The sequence below is a fragment of the Clostridium sp. LS genome (assembly GCF_002760435.1).
Classification (GTDB): Bacteria; Bacillota; Clostridia; order Clostridiales; family Clostridiaceae; genus Clostridium.
The window spans coordinates 13878-33447 of record NZ_AUUU01000083.1; the positions used below are offsets into that span (position 1 = coordinate 13878).

General features: G+C 28.5%; 15 protein-coding genes. 1 reads left to right on the forward strand and 14 read right to left on the reverse strand.

All coding sequences use genetic code 11. The annotated features are described in order from the left end of the window. Positions 1–21: 21 nt before the first annotated feature. The 9 genes from COL3_RS18195 to COL3_RS18235 all read right to left on the reverse strand — a co-directional run bounded on the left by COL3_RS18195 (position 22) and on the right by COL3_RS18235 (position 13768). Positions 22–2700: a LuxR C-terminal-related transcriptional regulator gene (locus tag COL3_RS18195; protein ID WP_008423496.1), complete on the reverse strand. Its 2679-nt coding sequence runs from the start codon at positions 2698–2700 to the stop codon at positions 22–24. Between the two features lie 188 nt (positions 2701–2888). Then, complete coding sequence (locus COL3_RS18200; protein WP_008423494.1) at positions 2889–3338, reverse strand: Hsp20/alpha crystallin family protein; 450 nt, start codon at positions 3336–3338, stop codon at positions 2889–2891. A gap of 210 nt (positions 3339–3548) precedes the next feature. Then, positions 3549–4742, reverse strand: coding sequence for a DegT/DnrJ/EryC1/StrS family aminotransferase (locus tag COL3_RS18205; protein ID WP_008423493.1), 1194 nt, complete (start codon positions 4740–4742; stop codon positions 3549–3551). Positions 4743–4822: 80 nt separating this feature from the next. Next, positions 4823–5983, reverse strand: a complete 1161-nt coding sequence (locus tag COL3_RS18210; RefSeq protein ID WP_008423492.1) for a methyltransferase domain-containing protein — start codon at positions 5981–5983, stop codon at positions 4823–4825. A 150-nt stretch (positions 5984–6133) separates the two neighbouring features. Then, the gene (locus COL3_RS18215; RefSeq protein ID WP_008423491.1) at positions 6134–7309 is read right to left on the reverse strand and encodes a DegT/DnrJ/EryC1/StrS aminotransferase family protein; all 1176 of its coding nucleotides are present in this window, start codon (positions 7307–7309) and stop codon (positions 6134–6136) included. 260 nt (positions 7310–7569) lie between these two features. Further along, positions 7570–9279: a ribonuclease J gene (locus COL3_RS18220; protein WP_008423490.1), complete on the reverse strand. Its 1710-nt coding sequence runs from the start codon at positions 9277–9279 to the stop codon at positions 7570–7572. 162 nt (positions 9280–9441) lie between these two features. Next, positions 9442–10212, reverse strand: a complete 771-nt coding sequence (locus tag COL3_RS18225; RefSeq protein WP_008423489.1) for a DUF4931 domain-containing protein — start codon at positions 10210–10212, stop codon at positions 9442–9444. Positions 10213–10240: 28 nt separating this feature from the next. Beyond that, on the reverse strand, positions 10241–12214 hold the full coding sequence (gene pulA / locus COL3_RS18230) for a type I pullulanase (protein WP_008423487.1): 1974 nt from the start codon (positions 12212–12214) through the stop codon (positions 10241–10243). Between the two features lie 204 nt (positions 12215–12418). Beyond that, positions 12419–13768 (reverse strand): alpha-amylase family glycosyl hydrolase, encoded by a 1350-nt coding sequence (locus COL3_RS18235; RefSeq protein WP_008423485.1) that lies wholly within the window; start codon positions 13766–13768, stop codon positions 12419–12421. A gap of 461 nt (positions 13769–14229) precedes the next feature. On the opposite strand from COL3_RS18235, the gene COL3_RS18240 reads away from it, so the two are divergent. Continuing rightward, positions 14230–14712 carry a hypothetical protein gene (locus tag COL3_RS18240; protein WP_008423484.1) on the forward strand — a complete coding sequence of 161 codons (483 nt, stop codon included), beginning with the start codon at positions 14230–14232 and terminating at the stop codon, positions 14710–14712. A 108-nt stretch (positions 14713–14820) separates the two neighbouring features. On the opposite strand, the gene COL3_RS18245 is transcribed toward COL3_RS18240, so the two are convergent. From COL3_RS18245 to COL3_RS18260, 5 genes are all read right to left on the reverse strand, one after another. Then, entirely contained in the window at positions 14821–15849 is a 1029-nt protein-coding gene (locus COL3_RS18245) for an alpha/beta hydrolase (protein WP_099716683.1), read from the reverse strand. A gap of 213 nt (positions 15850–16062) precedes the next feature. Further along, entirely contained in the window at positions 16063–17121 is a 1059-nt protein-coding gene (locus COL3_RS18250) for an HD domain-containing phosphohydrolase (protein WP_008423482.1), read from the reverse strand. Positions 17122–17155: 34 nt separating this feature from the next. Beyond that, positions 17156–18223, reverse strand: coding sequence for an HD-GYP domain-containing protein (locus COL3_RS18255; RefSeq protein WP_008423481.1), 1068 nt, complete (start codon positions 18221–18223; stop codon positions 17156–17158). Positions 18224–18651: 428 nt separating this feature from the next. Further along, on the reverse strand, positions 18652–18780 hold the full coding sequence (locus COL3_RS29610; protein WP_278286685.1) for a hypothetical protein: 129 nt from the start codon (positions 18778–18780) through the stop codon (positions 18652–18654). Between the two features lie 145 nt (positions 18781–18925). Further along, positions 18926–19273 carry an arsenate reductase family protein gene (locus COL3_RS18260; protein ID WP_008423478.1) on the reverse strand — a complete coding sequence of 116 codons (348 nt, stop codon included), beginning with the start codon at positions 19271–19273 and terminating at the stop codon, positions 18926–18928. Between the last annotated feature and the right edge of the window lie 297 nt (positions 19274–19570).

The window sequence follows — 19570 nt, forward strand, 5'->3', positions numbered from 1 at the left end:
TAAAAAGGGTGATTTATTTTATCACCCTTTTATAATTCCTAATTCACTTGCCTTCGCCAGAGCCTCTGTCCTACTATGAACATCTAGCTTTGTGTATATATTTAATAAATGTGTTTTTACTGTATTTACTGATACAAATAATGAATTTGATATTTCTAGATTAGTTAATCCTGCTTGTAAATACTTAAGAATCTCCATTTCTCTGGAACTTAACATATCATTTTTTACATCTATTTTTTGAATAGCATTATTCTGTTCAAGATTCTTAATTATTTTGCTGAGAAATATCTTAGACTCTTCTTTTAGGCTAAATTGTAATTTATCCTTTAATTTAAATATAATATTTTTTAAATTATCACCTTCATTTATAAAGATTCTCAAATAATTTTCTTCAGCTGAAATGTTAATTGCTTCTATTAAAGTCTCTAATGCTTCCTGCATAGCATTGTTTTTTCCGTGTATAATACTTTTCAATATTAATACTTCAGCTATTATTTTATGAATCTTTTTACCTTTAAAATTATTACAAAGGTTCTTAGCTAGTTCCTCTCCTTTTTCTAAGTTATTGGTTAAGACATAATATCGTAACTTAGTTACATAATAATGGAGATATTCTATATTGTGTTTTGCTGGCCCATTAAAAATTTCATTATCTAAAAACTTTTCAAAATCTTTTAAATTACCACTTCTTAGATAAATGTTTTGTTTTATAACTTCAAGATTTGTACCCGCATCGAATAGCTTAGAATTTTCTACTATACTTTCAGCTTTCTTAATATACTCCATAGCCTGCTCTGTATTAAAGCTTATAAAAAATATTTCTGCTAAAATTATATAACTTCTACACAATACCCAGCTAACTTCTCCCTTTTTGCCAAGCTCAATAGCCTTTTTTACATACTCTAGAGACTTACTTATATTACTCCATTCATAATTTATTTCCGCTAAATCATTATAAATAACTCCTGCTATAGGTATTCCTCCTGAATTTCTACAATTTAGATAGTCAAGAAATTTCATAGATTGATTTTCAGCTTCATAAAGTCTGCCTCGAAACATCTTAGATATAATTATGCTTCTATTAGACATAGCAGCAATATAATAATTATTTATATTTTTACTAATTTCAAGAGCCTCATCAAAGTAATTTAAAGCTTTAAGTACCTCTCCTTCATAAATATATGCAGTTCCCTCTAGCAAAGCCGCTACTGCTTTTAAAAGCTCATGTTTATATCCACAATCTTTTGCCTTTTTCAAATATTCTATAGTTTTCCTGCTGTCTTTTTCCAGCACAGATACCATAGCTCTTATAATCATTACTTCCTTTTTATAAAGTTCTATGTCATCATTATTATGTATTTTTAAAAGTTCTTCAATATGATTTAGGTAAAACTTAGTATCTTCATTATTTCCATTAGCAGCTGTATACCATGCGGCATTAATACAAAGTCTTAAATTATTATGAAATTTAGATTTCGGAATAGCCATATACCACTCATAAACTTTTTTCATTTCACCACAAAACATTAAATCCATATCAATTTTTTCTATTATAAATATTGCTTCATCGTAATTATTAGCTTTTAAATAAAAATCTATTGCCTGAGGATAAAATTCATTATTTTTATACCATTTTGCAGCAGAATTATAAAGATTAAATAAACTATTTACCATATAAACATCTCTTCTATTTCTCAAAAAATCTTTAAATAAATGATGATATCTATACCATTCTTTAATTTCATCTAGTGATATAATAAATAGATTTTCAGTATCTAATTTTTCCAAAAGGAACTGGCTATTTTCAATATTTACAACACTATTGCATAATTCACTATTCATTTCATCTAATATTGATGTTTTCATTAAAAATTCTTGCACTTCTTTGTCTAATAAATTAAATACCTCCTCCATTAAATATTCTAAAACAAATTTGTGATCACCATTGAAATATTTTATAATGTTTTCCTCATCATTATTATTTTTCAAAGAAATCGCAGCCATTTGAAGTCCTGCTGCCCAGCCTTCTGTCCTCTTTTCCAATATATTGGCAATATTATTAGATATATCAACTCTCATAACATCACTAAAAAATACCTCTATTTCTTTCTTATCAAAAGATAAATCTTCCTGGCATAATTGAAGCAGGCAATCTGTTGCTCTAAGTCTTGCTAGTCCAATTTCAGGAATAGCTCTGCTCAGTATTATGATGTGAACATTTGGCGGCATATTTCTTATAAAATACTTCAATCCTTGATATATTTCCTTATCCCTAATTAAATATAAATCATCTAGTACAATAAATAATTCCTTCTCTAGCTTACAGAGATCGTTTATAATTACGGATATTATCTCCATTTCAAAATCATATTTAAATTTAAAAGAATTAATTGCTAAAAAGGAATTTTCCACAACCCCTTCTTGTATTTCATTAATTGCATAAAGTATATACTTCCAAAAAAATAATGGATTACTATCTCTTTCATCAAGTGATATCCAAGAAACAAAATATTTATTCTTAACCTCAAAATTTATCCATGAGGATATTAATGTACTTTTTCCAAAGCCAGCTGGCGCAGTAACCAATGTGAGCTTGTAATTTATAGCCTCATTTAATTTGTCAAATAAAGCTTCTCTTTTTACTAATTTGTCTTTTACCTTAGGGATATTTATTTTACTTTTAATAAAACCTTTGTCCATTACCTATACATCCTTTAAAACTATAATTACTAATATTTTACTACTAAATATATACTTATTCCATAAAAACAAATAGTAGAGAATTCATATTTAAATGGAATTCTCTACTACTTATAAAGTTATTAATATATATAATATGAAACCCTTAGAAGGACAACCAGAATTGAGTTTAAATAATTTGTATTTGCCTATTGAATTAAAATTCTATTGTCTTCCCTAATAGCTTCATTTGATTTAGGTAAAATAATTTGTAATTCACCATTTTCAAATCTTGCAGAAATTCTTGATTTATCAACATTTTCTACATGAAATGCTCTTGATATTTGTCCGTAGGTTCTTTCTCTTCTAATATAATTATCTTTTTCTTCGTTAATTTCTTCATTTCTCTTTGCAGAAATGATTAATGTATTGTCTCTATATTCAAGGTTTATATCTTCTTTTTTAACACCTGGTAGCTCAGCAGATACTAAGTATTCATTTTGGGTTTCTCTTATATCTGCATTGAATTTTTGGCTATTTCCAAAACCAAAGCTCATTGGTGAAAAGAAATCATCATTAAAAAATCCATTAAAGAAATCGTCAAATGAACCTCCCTTCTTATCTAAACTATTAGTTCTAAAAGGTATCAATCCAAACATACTAAAACCTCCTTAAATTATTACTTGTTTTGTTGTTGCGTTTATTATTTGTATTTACAAGTTAATTATATTAAAAAGGTCAAAGAAGGTCAAAGTTTATTTTTGTTTTTATTTTTTTCTTTAATTATATATTTTGCAATTAAAATAAATTACCTATTCTTTATTAGTTTTCTCTCTTATTTTCTTCACTTTTCGTATTATTTTAAAACCTCATTGCTTTTCATAGTTTATAATAGTGTTAACTATATATTCCTTTTGATCTTTATTCAATTCTGGAAATATAGGTATTGCAAAAGTTCTATGAGATAAATATTCAGCTATTGGCATATCTCCTTCTTTATATGCCAAATCCTTATAAACTTTTTGCAAGTGCATTGGTATTGGATAATAAACTCCAGCACTTATACCTTTTTCTTTTAATCTATTAATAACATTATCTCTGTTTTCCGATTGAACCACGTACATATTGTATGCAGATTTACCTTCAGCTATTACTTTTGGCAGTGTTAGCGACGTTTTCTTTAATTTTTCATCATACATTTTGGCATTTTGCCTTCTTATCTTATTCCAATTGTCAATACAACGTAATTTAATTCTTAAAATCGCTGCTTGAATTGTATCTAATCGCGAATTAAAGCCAATTAAATAGTTATAGTACTTTAATGGATTATATACTGTATCGTCATGTTCTTCCGAAGAATTAATCTCTTCATTTATTTTATTTAATAAATTATAAGCCCTTTGCCCATTCTCGCCACTTCCATGAGTTCTAAGTGCCATAACAATTGTAGCTAAGTTATCATCAGATGTTGTTATAATTCCACCATCTCCTGCACATCCAAGGTTTTTAGTTGGAAAAAACGAAAAACATCCTATATCTCCTAAAGTTCCAACTTTTTTCTCTTTATACTCAGCACCAACTGCTTGAGCTGCATCTTCTATAACTTTCAAGTTATACTTTTTTGCAATAGCCATTATTTCATCCATCTTTGCTGGTTGTCCAAAGATATGAACCGGCATAATTGCCTTTGTTTTTTCAGTAATCTTTTCTTCTATCTTTGATGGGTCAATATTATAAGTATCTTTTTCTACATCTACAAAAACAGGAGTAGCTCCTACAGCGGAAATACTTTCTGCTGTAGAAAAAAATGTAAATGGCGTTGTAATTACTTCATCACCTTCTTTAATTCCACAGGCTATAAGAGCAATAACTAAAGCATCTGTTCCGTTTCCAACTGATATTGCATATCTAGCTCCAACATATTCTGCAAATTCATTTTCAAATTCTATTACATCTTTTCCCATAATATAGTTTGCTGATGTAAGCACTTCACTTACGGCTTTCATTACTTTTTCCTCAATTGTTTTATATTGAGCTTTTAAATCTACTAATGGAATATTCACTTTTCTCCCCCTCTCATTTCTTAGAAATATATTTATCACATATTTAACTTTTAAAATAATTATTTCTTTAAATTAAATATTTACTTTACAGCTTTAAACATGCAGGTTTTTGTTGTTATTGATATGCTGCCATTTTTTTTAATATAATCTTTTAAATAATTTGTGAAATCTTTTTTTCTTTCCCCAACAAGTATTGTGCTTCCTTGAATTGTTGAAGCTTTATATGAAACTACTGGTTCCGCCTCATCTACCATTATTTTTCCATTTAGAATTTCAACCTCTATCTTACTAAAATATTTTTCAAGCATTCCTCTGCCATGTTCTAAGTCAAATCTTTCTGAATAACCATTGTTGTCTAACCCGGAATCAGGTGCAAAATTTTCTGCAAGTTTATTTAATTCCTTCATAGATTCACTAGAATTAGCTGTCACGTAAAATACTCCACTGGGCTTTAATACTCTTTGTATCTCAGCTAGAGCTTTTTCTATATCTGGAATAAAATAAATCATATGTTGTGCAATGATTATATCAAAAGTTTCATCACTATAAGGTATATTTTCAGCATTAATTTCTTCATATTTAAAATTGTGTTGTACATCCTTTAATCTATTTTTTGCAATTTTCATCATACTTTTAGAAAAATCTGATAAAGTAATATTTAAAGTATTATCTATACGGTCTTTATTCTTAAACCAAAGCTTTCCTGTTCCACATCCAAGTTCCAATACATTTGCATTTATTGAAAAATTTATCTGATTAAAACACCATTTATCAAAATCTATATTATTTATATTATAGCTGTGAAGATTACTTCTAATATTTAAGTTCTTATCAGTTTTATATTGTTCCCTGACTCTACTTTCCATATTAGTCACCTTAATAATATCAATTAAATTGTTTGTATCTAAGAAACCATTTTTCTTTGCAGTATTTTGCGCCTTATTAAAAACATCAATTACTGCCTCAATATGCTTCTTCTTCTCTTCTAAAGCTTTCTTTTGAATACTTATCATACTTTCTAAGTTTTCTCCACTTTCATGTAAGATATGGCTTATTTCATTTAAAGACAAACCAATGAATTTTAGGGTTGTAATCTGCTGAAGCTTTAATAGATCGTCTTCACAATAAATTCGATATCCCGAATCAGTTTTTTCACTAGGCTTAAGCAATCCAATTTTGTCATAATGAAGTAATGTTTTCACTGTTACTCCTGATCTTTTAGCAAACTCGCCAATTTTCAATATTATCCCTCCAATTAGGTTTATTGTAATCCCTTACCTCAGGTTAGAGTCAATATCAAAATAAATATATAATTTATACTTTTCCATATTTAAATAATACCTACAGCTTATTAAATCTTACAATAATAAACTATAGGTATCCTCTTGTTGTTATAATAATTCTTTTACTGCTTTCACTACTTCCTCTGCAATATATGCTGCATCTTCTAGTGATAATGTTGTGTAAACTGGAAGTGTAATTTCATTCTCATATTGAGCATAAGCATTTGGGTAATCTTTAATGTCATATCCAAGGTTTTTATAAAGAGTCAGCATTGGAAGCGGTTTATAATGAACATTAGTTGCAATTCCCATTTCAGCTAGCTTTTGAATAACTTTATTTCTCTTTTGCTCATTGAATCCTTTAATTCTATAAAGATATAAATGGTATGATGTTTCAGTTCCATTATCATCTTTTGTGAATGGGATTATTGAAAAATCTTCTTTTGATAAAGTATCATTATAAATTTCAAATATTTGTCTTCTTTTCTCCAACATACTATCATATCTCTTAAGTTGAACAATTCCAATGGCTGCACTAATATCTGTCATATTGCATTTAAGTCCATCATTGATAATATCATATTCCCAAGCTCCAGCTTTAAGCTTGCTTAATGCATCTTTTGATTGACCATGCATTGCAGTAAATCTCATATATTGAAGTAAATTCTCATGTCCTCTAAAATTATTATCATTAAATGTAACTGCTCCACCTTCAGCAGTAGTTAAATTCTTAACTGCATGGAATGAAAATGAATGGAAATCGCATTGAGACCCAACAGGTTCACCTTTGTATTTTGCGCCAAAAGAGTGAGCAGAATCACAAGATATTATAATATCTTCTCTGCTTAAATCTTTTAACACTTTTTTTAATGCGTCATAGTCAAATGGTACACCTGCAATATCTACAGGCATAATTACCTTTGTCTTATCAGTAATCTTTTCTGCTACCTTTTCTATATCCATTTCAAAAGTGTCTTTTTTAACATCAACATATACAGGTTTAGCTCCTCTATGTATACCAACACTTGAAGTTGCAGTATAAGTATACGGAGTAGTTATAATTTCATCGCCTTCTTTTATATCAAATACCTTAAGCACTAACTCCATTGCAGCTGTTGCACTATTTAACGCCAATGCCTTATTTACTTTTAAATATTCTTCCATTCCTTCTTCAAATCTAGCAAGTTGCGGACCTGAAGTAATCCAGCCCGATCTAAGGACATTGGCAACCGCTTCAATTTCCTCTTCTGTTATATCAGGTGGTGAAAATGGTATCTTTCTCATACAATTCAATCCTCTCTCAATTTAAATAAAAATTTTTCAACTAATATAAAATATCTCCACGATTAGTATTACAAAAATAAGATTATTGGGAGATCCTTTAAATTAATTATAAACTCATACCTTAGGTCAGAGTCAAGATAAAAATCACTTATATTTATTAATATACCACAACAAAAAGAAAGACTAACCATTTTGCTTTGCTACTATAGGATAGTTAGTCTTTCTGGTATGATATATTTTAAATTTATTGCTGGTTATTTTTATATTTCAACTATTACTGGTAAGATCATAGGTTTTCTTTTCATCTTCGTGTAAACAAAATTGTCTACTTCTCGTCTTATAGCATTTTTTATTTCAGCCCATGAAGTAATATTCTTATCTAAGCACTTTTCAACTACATTTGTTACTATGTTTCGCACTTCATCAATTAATTCTTCAGAATTTCTTACATATACAAAACCTCTTGAAACTATATCTGGCCCTGATATTATAATTCTGTTTCTCTTATCTATGGCTACAACTACTGTTATTATACCATTCTCTGCTAAATTCTTTCTATCCCTAAGGACCATATTACCTATATCACCTACACCCATACCATCAACGAGTACTCTTCCAAATGGCACTTTTCCAGTTACTTTTCCACTGTTTCTGCTCAATTCAAGAACATCTCCATTTTCTAAAATGAAAGTATTATTTTTATCTACTCCCATGCTTTGTGCAATTTTAGCATGTGTAGCTAAATGCTTATATTCACCATGAACAGGTATAAAGAATTTAGGTTTTAATAAAGTCTGAATTAGTCTTAATTCTTGCTCACAAGCATGACCTGATACATGTATCTCTTCTATTGCTTTATATATTACATTTGCCCCCTTCTCAATCAAATCATTCACAACATTTGATACTGCTTTTTCATTTCCAGGAATTGGAGTTGCCGATATTATTACCATATCATCTTCTTGTATTTGAATATGTTTATGTGTTGCTGCAGCAATCCTTGTAAGTGCTGCCATTGATTCTCCCTGACTACCGGTTGTAACTATAGTAAGCTTATCATTAGGATAATTTTTTATTTCATCTAAACCTATTATCATGTCCTCTGGAATAAATAAGTATCCAAGTGACATAGCAACTTCTGAAATATTTTCCATGCCCCTGCCGCTAAAAGCTATTTTTCTTCCATATTTCATAGCACAATTACTTATCTGCTGCAATCTGTGAACATTTGAAGCAAAAGTTGAAACTATAATTCTGCCAGTTGCTTTACCGAATAAATTTTCGAAAGTTTCACCTACTGTTTTTTCAGACATTGTATAGCCCTTATGAAGAGCATTTGTACTATCAGCCATCAATAGTAATACGCCTTTTTTTCCTAACTGGGCATATCTTTGCAGATCCATAACTTTATCATCAATAGGTGTAAAGTCTACTTTAAAGTCACCACTATGAACAATTACTCCAACTGGTGTATGTAATGCAATCGAGCAACTATCAGGTATACTATGATTATTTCTAATATATTCAACTTTAATTTGTTCCAATTTGATTAATTCACCTGGTTCAACAATATTTAATGTACAATCATGAAGCATTGAATGCTCTTTTAATTTACCTTCAATTAACCCAAGGGAGAGCTTTGTTCCATACACCGGAATATTTATTTGTTTTAATATGTAAGGTAATCCACCTATATGATCTTCGTGGCCATGAGTGATAAAAATACCTTTGACCTTACCTTTATTCTTAATTAAGTATGTTACATCTGGAATTACTATATCAATTCCATATAAATCTTCATCAGGGAATGCTAATCCACAATCTATAACAATTATCTCATCATCATATTCAAAAGCTGTCATATTCTTTCCTATTTCTCCGAGTCCACCTAATGGAATTATTTTTATCGGAGTTGCTTTTGATTTTCCTTTTTTATTGGTTATAGGTTTATCAAGTTCATTATTATCCATTTTTTCACCCCTTAATTTTATTCTCTTAACTTAATTATTTGCAAATAACCTTAAATATATAAGTGATAATTTAAAAATTATATAAATTTAAAAAGCAGTATTATAATAATTAAAACTTATAATACTGCTTTATTATTAATGCACCGTTATTAAATTAATTCATTATTGAAAATATATAGACTTTAACTTTTCTACTATTTCTTTCTCGCTGCTGGATATTTGCTTTATTCCATACCCTAGGAGTAGTGGTGAACTTGTGAATCTTGGCATAACTTTGCATATTATCTTTCCCTTAAGATGGTAAAAGAATATGTTAAAACTATCGCACTTTACAAAATAATTATTTAAAAGATAATGAACTATTTTTCTTAGGCTAAATGAAAGTTCATTTAATGCATATAAGTCATCGTTTATTATTATATTAAACTCAGTAAATCCATTAAATGGTCTATGAGATAAATTTACTAAGCAATTATCGCTTTTATGAACCTCTATTCCTTCAAAATACTCATCTTTTATTCTTGGTTTATAGTCTATATCATTAATCCCTACAATTTGCATATGAGGGTGCTTTAAACTCCCTCCAGATCTTGGTCCATGATTTTTATAAAATATAACTGATTTGTATTCTCCACTTTCTTCTATTCTAAGCCAGTGTTTAACTCCAAATCTTATTAGATCCTCCATATATTCTACTGAATACTGACCCATATCAGTTTCACAAGTGTAGGTCTCTATAATAACCAGCTGATAAGTATCTTTTATTGTCGGATATTTATTTTTTAGTAATACAAATGGACCTTTTTCATCAATAATATCAGTAAGATTGTCTCTATTACAAAATGGACATTCTTTCATATTTATTTTCTGAAATTCATTAGGCTTATCCTTATTTATATCATTTAAAAATATTAAATACTTTTCTTCTTCCATTTATATCACCAAAAACCTTCCATCAAAATCATTTTTTAATTAAAACATATGCACATTTTGAAGGAACAGTCACATTATTACCAGCTATAGCATAAATCTCTTCTACTCCAGCTCTTTCTTTATTAACAAGAACACTCCATCCACATTCTTTTAAATCTACGAATGCCTCTTCATCATTTGGATTAAATATTACAACTATAGTATTACATAAATTTTTACCACTGTTATCTTCAATTTTATATGCAACGATATTTTCCTTATAAAAGTCTTCCCCATATTCAAGAAATGTTAAGTTTTTTCTGATTTCTTCACTTGAATTCATTCTAAAAGCTCTATATTTCTTTCTTAATTTAATTAATCCCTTATAATAGTTAACTATATCTTCATGTTCATAAACTCTATTCCAATCTAAGCTGTTTACGCTGTCAGGAGCATTGTAACTATCATGATTAAAACTGCCATCTTGATTTTTCTTGGATCTTAAGAATTCTTCTCCTGCTTGAAAAAACGGTATACCTTGAGAAGTTAAAACTATAGCTGCTGCTAACTTATTCATATTCTTGCGCTTTTGCAGCGAAGAATCTTTATTGGTCATGTGTAATTTATCCCACAATGTATAATTATCATGAGCTGAAATATAATTTATACATTGGTAAGGTTCATTAGCCCATGCCCAATGTGAATATATAACTTTATCATAATTAATTCCTTTTTGACCTGTAGCTCCAACTATACAAAACTTAATACTCTCCTCAAGTCCTGTCCTTCCATTTACATATCCTCTTTCATTAATATTAAATACATGGCCTTTGACTGAGTCTCTTGTATCATCGCTAAACGCTGCTATTTGCATTTTCTCAAATTTCACCAGGTTTTGTTTTACTGCTGAATCTTCTCCTCTAAGAGGTGTCCATCCCCCAGTCCATCCTTCACCATACATAAGTATAGAAGGATCTATTTTATCTAACTCTGTTCTAATTTGTTTAAGAGTTTCAATATCATGAAGTCCCATTAAATCAAACCTAAATCCATCTATGTGGTATTCTTTTGCCCAATAGATCACTGAATCAACTATAAGCTTTCGCACCATATATCTTTCTGATGCTAATTCATTTCCACATCCTGAACCATTTGTAAAATTTCCATTTGAATCTTGTCTATAATAATATCCAGGTACTGCCAAGTTTAAGTTAGAATCAAAACTTCTATAAGTATGATTATAAACCATATCCATTACAACCCTTAGACCTGCCTTATGAAGGCATCTAACCATTTCCTTAAATTCATTAACTCTTTTTTCTCCACTATAAGGATTCGTAGAATAAGAACCCTCTGGGGCAAAATAATTTTTAGGATCATATCCCCAATTATATTGTGGCACATTCAGTTTAGTTTCGTCAACAGTTTCATAATCAAATACTGGAAGCAAATGAACATGTGTCACTCCTAGTTCCCTAAGATAATCAATTCCAGTCTTTGTGTATCTTCCTGGAATAGTAGTTCCGTGTTCACAAAAGGCAACAAATTTTCCTTTTCTCTCGAGCCTTATTCCAGAGTTTTCATTTATAGAAAAATCCCTTACGTGAAGCTCATAAATTATTGATCCAGCTGCACTGCTTAACTCTGGCTTTTCATCTTTGCTAAAATCTAGTGGATCTGTCTCTTTTAAGTCTACCACCATTCCTCTATTTCCATTAACACCTAAAGCTTTGGCATAAGGGTCTGTTACCTCTCTTTCATTTCCACTGTTAGTGACCAAATAATTATAAAACTCACCTTTTAAGTCTCTCTTAACTTCAATATTCCAAGTTCCTTGAATCCCCCTATTCATATCTAATATTTCCACTGGGGCATTTGTATAGTTCCTGCCATCTTTTCCGAATAAAGCTAATCGAACATTATTTGCATTTGGTGCCCATAATACAAACTTTGTACATTCTTTGGAATATTCTGCTCCTAATTTTCCTATGTAATTATTATAATCATTATCTAATAAATTCATTATATTATTACCCCTTTGTTAGTTTTATTAAACATTTATTTTATTCTCATAAAAAGTTTCACTTTATGTCAGACACGGTAGCTAGTTCTACTCATAGTACTTCTATTAGTAGAACCAGCTAACACAATATACCTTAAAATAAATAAACTTACAGTATATTGTTTTTTGATTATGCCTTGCTATTAAAACACTTGAAAAACTTTTCTACTTATCTTTCTTAAATTCCACAATTATCTTTGATGAAAATGCTGGAATTGATATATTAACTTTTCCGCCTTGAATTATAGTATTATTTTCATCTAATAAATCAATACCTTCTTTAAAAGGTAATTCAAAGTCCAATGTACTTTCTTTATCACTTAAATTCAAAAGCATATATGCCTTATCATTTTCACTTGCCCTTGTAAACACAAATTGTTCATTTTTAACAACTACTTGTGCATAGCTTCCATACTTTAAAGCCTCACTTTGACTTCTAATCTTTCCCAATTTCTTAAGCAATTCAAATAATTTATCATTTGCCTCGTCAATTTTACCTAGCTCCAATTCTGGTCTTAATGGTAAATCAGTGTCCTTGCCCTTAACACCTTTGATACCATATTCACTACCATAATAGACACTTGGTACCCCTGGCATAGTATATAATAGTGTATATACATTATATATATATTCTGGACTTTTCAAAGTACTAGCTAATCTATTAACATCATGATTGTCTGCAAAATTATATAAACATAAATTTCTATATATTCCGCCAGTTCCAAATAATCTGTTTAATGAATATGCTATTTCAAAGTAGTTCTTATCATTATGGCTTGAGTAGTTTCCTTTATAACATTCGTAATTTGTTACAGAATCCAAGCTCTCTGGATTTGCCCATCTGTTATAATCTCCATGAATAACTTCACCCATAAGCCAAAAATCACTTTTTTTGGCTTCAGTAAATTTCTTTAAAACTTTAAAAAATCCAAAGTCTATGCTATCTGCCGCATCTAACCTTAAACCATCTATATCAAATTCATCTATCCATAAGTCAATAGCCTGGAATAAATGATCTAACACCTCTTGATTATTCAAATTTAATTTAACTAAATCATAGCATCCATTCCAACTTTGATAGTTAAATTCATCTCCCATTGGGCTCCTGCTGTCAAAGTTTAAATTTGCAAACCAACTACAGTACTTAGAATTCCTACCATTGGCTTGAACATCTTTAAATGCCCAAAACTCTCTTCCTACATGGTTAAATACTCCATCTAATACTATTTTGATGTTATTTTCATGAAGCTTTTTGCACAATTCTTTAAAATCTTCATTAGTACCAAGCCTTTTATCAATTGTATTATAATCCTTTGTATCATACCCATGATAACTTGACTCAAATACTGGTGCAAAATAAACTGCATTTATGCTCATTTCCTTTAAGTGCGGTATCCATTCCTCTATCTTAGCCAATCTGTTTTCTTCCTTATATACTTTGCCAGGCTCCAATACTCCGCAAAATCCAAGTGTGTAGAACTGATAAAATATACTTTCTCTAATCCATGAATTCATAATCTCATCCCCTTCTGTTATATACGCCTTATACCATTCTTTATTAAAAACATTTGACACATGGCATTTCTAATTAGAAATGAACATTTAAATATATTATCTTATAATTAATTTATGCATAATTCATTTTTCAGGTCATTTTAAATAATTTATTCTTTTATAACTATGTACTATTTTTCATTAAACTTATTTTAAAAAGGATTTATTAATAAACACTAAAATTTAACTTATTTTTAGAAATTGACCATGCGTACTTTATAATTATATAAAAGTTTCACATAATTTTAAATACAAATTCTTATTTTATATCCTTTTTATTACAAGAACACGTTTACTAACCCAAATTTAACTTAATCTAATTTATAAAAATAAATATTAAATATTTTAACATAAAAAATAATATTTTTCTTATTTTTGTTACATAATACATATTGAAATTAAATTTCTACGGAGGTATAAACATGAATAGAAAAACTATAAAATATTTATTATCTTCATTGGTGTTATTAAATTGTTTAATAACTATTTCTACTCCAGTAATAGCATCCAGCATTTCTTTTTCTAATAATACTCCAGAATCTTCAATCTCTTATACACATAAAGATAAGGATGATAAGCATGGAGGCTTAAATATATTTAGTGAGGAAAATTATAAATATCTTTCTCATGAACAAAAGAAAGAATTGTTAGAATTAAAAAAATGCAAGGATAAAGGTGAAGCCTTTACTGAAGATCAGCAAAAATCTTTACATTCTCTTATAGAATGTGTTGTAAAAGGCAGGTTGGGAGATAAGAATTATGCTGACTTTAAATGTTTAATGGATAAAAAAAGATCAAATGAAAAATTAACAGACGAAGAAGATAACAGATTAAAAGAATACAGAGATATAATTTCTGGTTCCAAACCAACAGCTGCAGATATACTTGATCAATTTCTAAGATAATTATAATAAATTTATCATGTATAAAGAACAGAATCTTTTTTCAGATCCTGTTCTTTTTTAATTAATATTGTTAAATCAAAAAGATTTGCAAGCTTAAACAATTTAATTTTAAAGATTATTTTTATAGAAATCTAAAACTCTGTCAAGAAAATAAAACATAATTTCATCTCTTTCAGAATAGGATTCATGCTTTCCATCCTTTAAAAAAACCACTTCACAATTTAAAGCATGTGAAGCAAATTTATTTTGTGCTTCCGGAATAACATGAGTATCATATTCCGCTTGAAATAACAATACTGGTATTTTAACTTTCGACGCATACTCTTTTTTCACAAGTTTTTTAGTTGCTTTAAGGCCTTCAATATACCATGAAGCTGATGATCCTCCACTTTGATATTGTTCATTGTTATTAATCTTTTCTCTAATATACTCATATCTTTCTATGCAGCTAGTGGATCTGCTTGGAGATTTTCTCTTACGATGATATGGAACTTGACCTGGAAGGTACTTATTACCCCCTCCACAAATTTTCATGCCTTTAGAAACAACACTTGCTATCACTTCTGGAACTTTACCTGTATTTATTCCATGCATTGGTGAACTCAGCACTGCAGCATTAAAATAATCTATATACTCCTCTAAAAATAATGTACCAATTCCTCCACCCATAGAATGACCAAACAAAAATAAATTTTTGTTATTACTATGTGGAATAACAATTTCATCTATAAATTTCTTAAAATCCTCAATATAATAATTAAAGTTCTCAACATTAATTTGGGAATTATCTATTCCAAGTCTTTTGGAACGGCCATGGCCTCTGTGTTCCATAATAAAAACAGAATAATTCTCTTTCATAAAATAATATATTAGTTCATAATATTTTTCAGTAAATTCTCCGAAACCATGACAGATAACCACACTAGCTTTTGGATTCTTAACAATAAATTTTTCATAATAAAGTTCTAAATTATTTTCCCCAATAATATACCCACTCTTCTTTTTTTTCTCTAAGTACGGTTCTACCTTATTTAACATTTCTTCTTTGTAATTGCTTTGAGAAATATACTTTCTTTTCGTTATAATATTATACTCCAAATCCGAAACCATTTTTAAAGCTGTGTTATCATTACCCATAAATAACCCCTCCCAAACTACACATGCTCTTCCTATCTTTACATTTAATGTAAGCATATCTAAATACACTATAAACTATTTTCTTTAAATCTATTATAATTTTATGTTAAAATATAATTCATTTTATATAAAATAAAAGCAGCTGCCTCCATGCAAATTTATTTATAAATAAACTTTTTGAAAGAGCTACTTTTTATTATATATAATTTCTTATTATTTTAATATTAGTTCTTTTATATATATATCCTTATTTTTACTTAAATCAATGAATTCGCCATCTTTTAATACTAAAGGCTTAGATAGATCATTCACATTAATCTGCAATATCTTAGCTTTTTCACCAGTGCTTAATAACACATCTTCACCCATATAGTAATTTGCTATATGTTCTAAAAATATTTTTGAATATTCATAGTCTAGCTTAGTTAAACTTTTTTCTTTAATTATTTCTAGTATTTCAAATGGACCTCTTTTATTCTTATAGTTTTCATCAGAATTCATAACATCTAATTCATCTGCTATAGCTATAATTTTAGCAAAACAATGTATTTTCTCTCCAGTTATTGCAAGTGGATATCCTGACCCATCTTCCCTTTCATGGTGCATAAGGACTCCATAACTGACAGATTTATCCAAATATTGAATACCATCAACATGCTTATATCCTATTTGAGCATGTTTCTTTACTTCCTTATACCTTTCTTGTATTAATATATCAGGTTTTTCTGGAATTTTTTGTTCTAGCTTAGTCATTCCAAAATCGTGTAATAAGGCTGAATAAATAAGCAAGTTAATTTTTGATTGTTCAAGTCCAATCCACTTTCCTAAAAGGGCACTGAGTGCTGCTACATTTACTCCATGCCTATATATTGAATCCTCGCCACTCCCCTTGAATACAACATTACTTATAACAATTTCTGTTGATTTTAATTCCTTTTGTATTTTCTCTGAAAAAATTCTAAGATCGTTAACTCTATTTTCTTTAACTCTTCCTAGTTTTTCAAACATATCCTTTAAGCCATTACTTACTTCTTTAAAAGTTTCTTCAACTTTTTTCATTTCTGCTTCTTTAGAGCTTTGTGCTAATACCTCGTCTGATATACTAACCTCAATTTTCTCTAAAAAATATACTCTACTTAGCCCTGATATTATTTCTTCATTTACTACAGAGCCTGCTTTTATTAAAAGGCTTCCGTTTTTGGTAACATCTTTTGTAATAACCATTCCGCTTTTTAATTCCTGTACACTTAGAAATTCTTTTTTTTCATCCATAATTCTCTCTCCCACTTTATTTAATATCTGAAAATTATAGCAATATTTCTTTAATGAATAAATCTTTTTCTCTTGATAAATCTACAAATTCTTCATTTTTTAGCACTAATGGTTTCTCTAAATTATCTGTATTCATTTGTATTATTTTGCATCTTTCATCTGTATTTAATAGAACTTCTTCACCTATATAATAACCTATAATATGCTCTAGAAATATTTTTGAATATTCATAATCTAATTTTCCTAAGCTTTCATTTTTTACTATCTGTAGCGCTTCGAATGGTAATTTTTTCTTTTTATATCCTCTGTCGGAATTAATTGCATCAAATACATCTGCAATAGCAATTATTTTTGCAAAAGGATGTATTGCCTCATCTTTTAAACCTAATGGATATCCAGAACCATCAAGCCTTTCATGATGCATTAATACACCATAGGAAACTGCTTTGTCTAAAAATGAAATATCCTTTATGTATTGATACCCTACCTGCGCATGTGTTTTAATTGTATTAAACTCACTAGTACTCAAAGTTGATTCCTTTTTTAACAATTCTCTATCTATTTTTGTTTTTCCAAAATCATGAAGAATTGCTGAATAAACAAGCAAATTTAATTGAGACCTTTCAAACCCCAACCATTTTCCAATTATTGCACTTAATGCTGCAACATTTACTCCATGTCTATAAATAGAGTCTGTCCCACTTCCGTATAAAACTATATTTTTAATCACTATACTACTCGGTTTTAACTCATCTTGAATTCTTTGTGAAAATTCTCTAATTTCATTCATTGCAATTCCATTTTCATTTGCCAGCTGTCTAAAGGTTTTTTGTAGTTTTACTGATATCTCTTTAAATTCTTCTTCTACTTTATTATATTGCTCTTCTTTCCTTGGTCCCTTCTTAACTGTCTTCGTTTCCGCTTTTTCTTCATATACTTCAACATTTCCTATAAAGTATAGATTCTGAATTTTTTTAATCATTTGCCTATTTATAGCAATATCTTTTTTAAGTAATATTCTTCCGTTTTGTTCTACATTTTTAGCTACTACCATACCTTCTTCTAACTTGTTAAAGCTTACTACTTTAGTTTTCTTTTCCATAATACTCACACCTATCGTACCCCTGAATTTTATATATCGTTTACCCCAAAAAATAAACCTCTTATAATAAATTAAAATAATGTTATTAAAAAGAATAGTATTATTATATAATATTATAAGAATTAGAATGTTTTAAAAAGCTAATTTACAAACCGAATATCTATCAAAAAAATACTTATTTAATTATATTATTCTATATTTTTTAGTTTTTGTCAAAAGAAGTTTTTATTATTTTACAATATAATCAATTTTTTTCCAATAAATAAAACAATATGCTTTATATACATATTATGTTGCTTCAGTATTATTAAATTTTTTTCTTTAAATGAAATTTATATTAATTTACCCATGATTTTAGTAAAAATAAAAGGATAAAATTTTATTCAATTCTACCCTTTTAAACTAAAATATAATAACCTATATTCTTTTTACTCTATAGGAGATGCTTTTTTCTTTCCTGACTTAGCTTTTCCTTGTATTTCCTGCGGCACATTTCTAACATCATTTTTTTTGTGTAATCCATTTCCATCAGGCCTAATCATTCCTTCTTTTGCCATAAACATTTTCATCCTTTCCTATGTAATCTCAAATTTAGTATTCTAAAAAAATTACATTGTATACATTATTTTTAATGAAATTATAGGATGAATATTACTAAATGCATTAAATAATGCGTATTCAAAAAATAACAAGTCCATGTGCCTAACTATTTTCTATCCATTTATTCCATACCTCTATGTTACAGCCAACTGTTGCTTCCTTACCGTTTCTAACTACAGGAGTATTCATAACTTTTTGATTCTTTAGTAACAATTCTGTCTTTATATCTGCACTTCGTATATTACTAAAATTTAATTTTACATAGTCCTTGATCTTAGTATTTATTAATTCATTAATACCAATTGAATTCAAAACACTATTTAATTCGCCCTTGCTCATAGGTTTTTCATTCAAATCAATAAATTGAAATTTTATATTTCTTTCTTTAAAAAATCGTTCTGCTTTTTTTGTATCAAAACATTTCTTTGTTCCAAATATTTGTATATTCATTTTATATTATACCTCGCTCATCTAAATTAAAATTATTTGTTAAAGCGCTATTATGACTATCTATAAATTAATAATTAGTATACTCATAATATTCAATGATAATAATATAGGTTATTCTTATAAATTACAATACTTATATATAACATTTGATTTTACTTTTAGGCACATGAAAGAAAATAACAAGTTCAAAATGCCATGATTATTTTTCATCAGGCAAGAAAGTAGATTGGTCTCATAGCGGGCCTATTATAAGTGAGAGTCCAAATCTTGTATTTGGTTTCTCGAACTTAGTTAAAT

Bases quoted from the DNA above. Each gene is read 5' to 3' on its own strand.
- COL3_RS18195 (WP_008423496.1), bottom strand. From the start codon at position 2,700: ATGGACAAAGGTTTTATTAAAAGTAAAATAAATATCCCTAAGGTAAAA.
- COL3_RS18200 (WP_008423494.1), bottom strand. From the start codon at position 3,338: ATGTTTGGATTGATACCTTTTAGAACTAATAGTTTAGATAAGAAGGGA.
- COL3_RS18215 (WP_008423491.1), bottom strand. From the start codon at position 7,309: ATGAGAAAGATACCATTTTCACCACCTGATATAACAGAAGAGGAAATT.
- COL3_RS18220 (WP_008423490.1), bottom strand. From the start codon at position 9,279: ATGGATAATAATGAACTTGATAAACCTATAACCAATAAAAAAGGAAAA.
- COL3_RS18225 (WP_008423489.1), bottom strand. From the start codon at position 10,212: ATGGAAGAAGAAAAGTATTTAATATTTTTAAATGATATAAATAAGGAT.
- pulA (WP_008423487.1), bottom strand. From the start codon at position 12,214: ATGAATTTATTAGATAATGATTATAATAATTACATAGGAAAATTAGGA.
- COL3_RS18235 (WP_008423485.1), bottom strand. From the start codon at position 13,768: ATGAATTCATGGATTAGAGAAAGTATATTTTATCAGTTCTACACACTT.
- COL3_RS18240 (WP_008423484.1), top strand. From the start codon at position 14,230: ATGAATAGAAAAACTATAAAATATTTATTATCTTCATTGGTGTTATTA.
- COL3_RS18245 (WP_099716683.1), bottom strand. From the start codon at position 15,849: ATGGGTAATGATAACACAGCTTTAAAAATGGTTTCGGATTTGGAGTAT.
- COL3_RS18250 (WP_008423482.1), bottom strand. From the start codon at position 17,121: ATGGATGAAAAAAAAGAATTTCTAAGTGTACAGGAATTAAAAAGCGGA.
- COL3_RS18255 (WP_008423481.1), bottom strand. From the start codon at position 18,223: ATGGAAAAGAAAACTAAAGTAGTAAGCTTTAACAAGTTAGAAGAAGGT.
- COL3_RS29610 (WP_278286685.1), bottom strand. From the start codon at position 18,780: ATGGCAAAAGAAGGAATGATTAGGCCTGATGGAAATGGATTACACAAA.
- COL3_RS18260 (WP_008423478.1), bottom strand. From the start codon at position 19,273: ATGAATATACAAATATTTGGAACAAAGAAATGTTTTGATACAAAAAAA.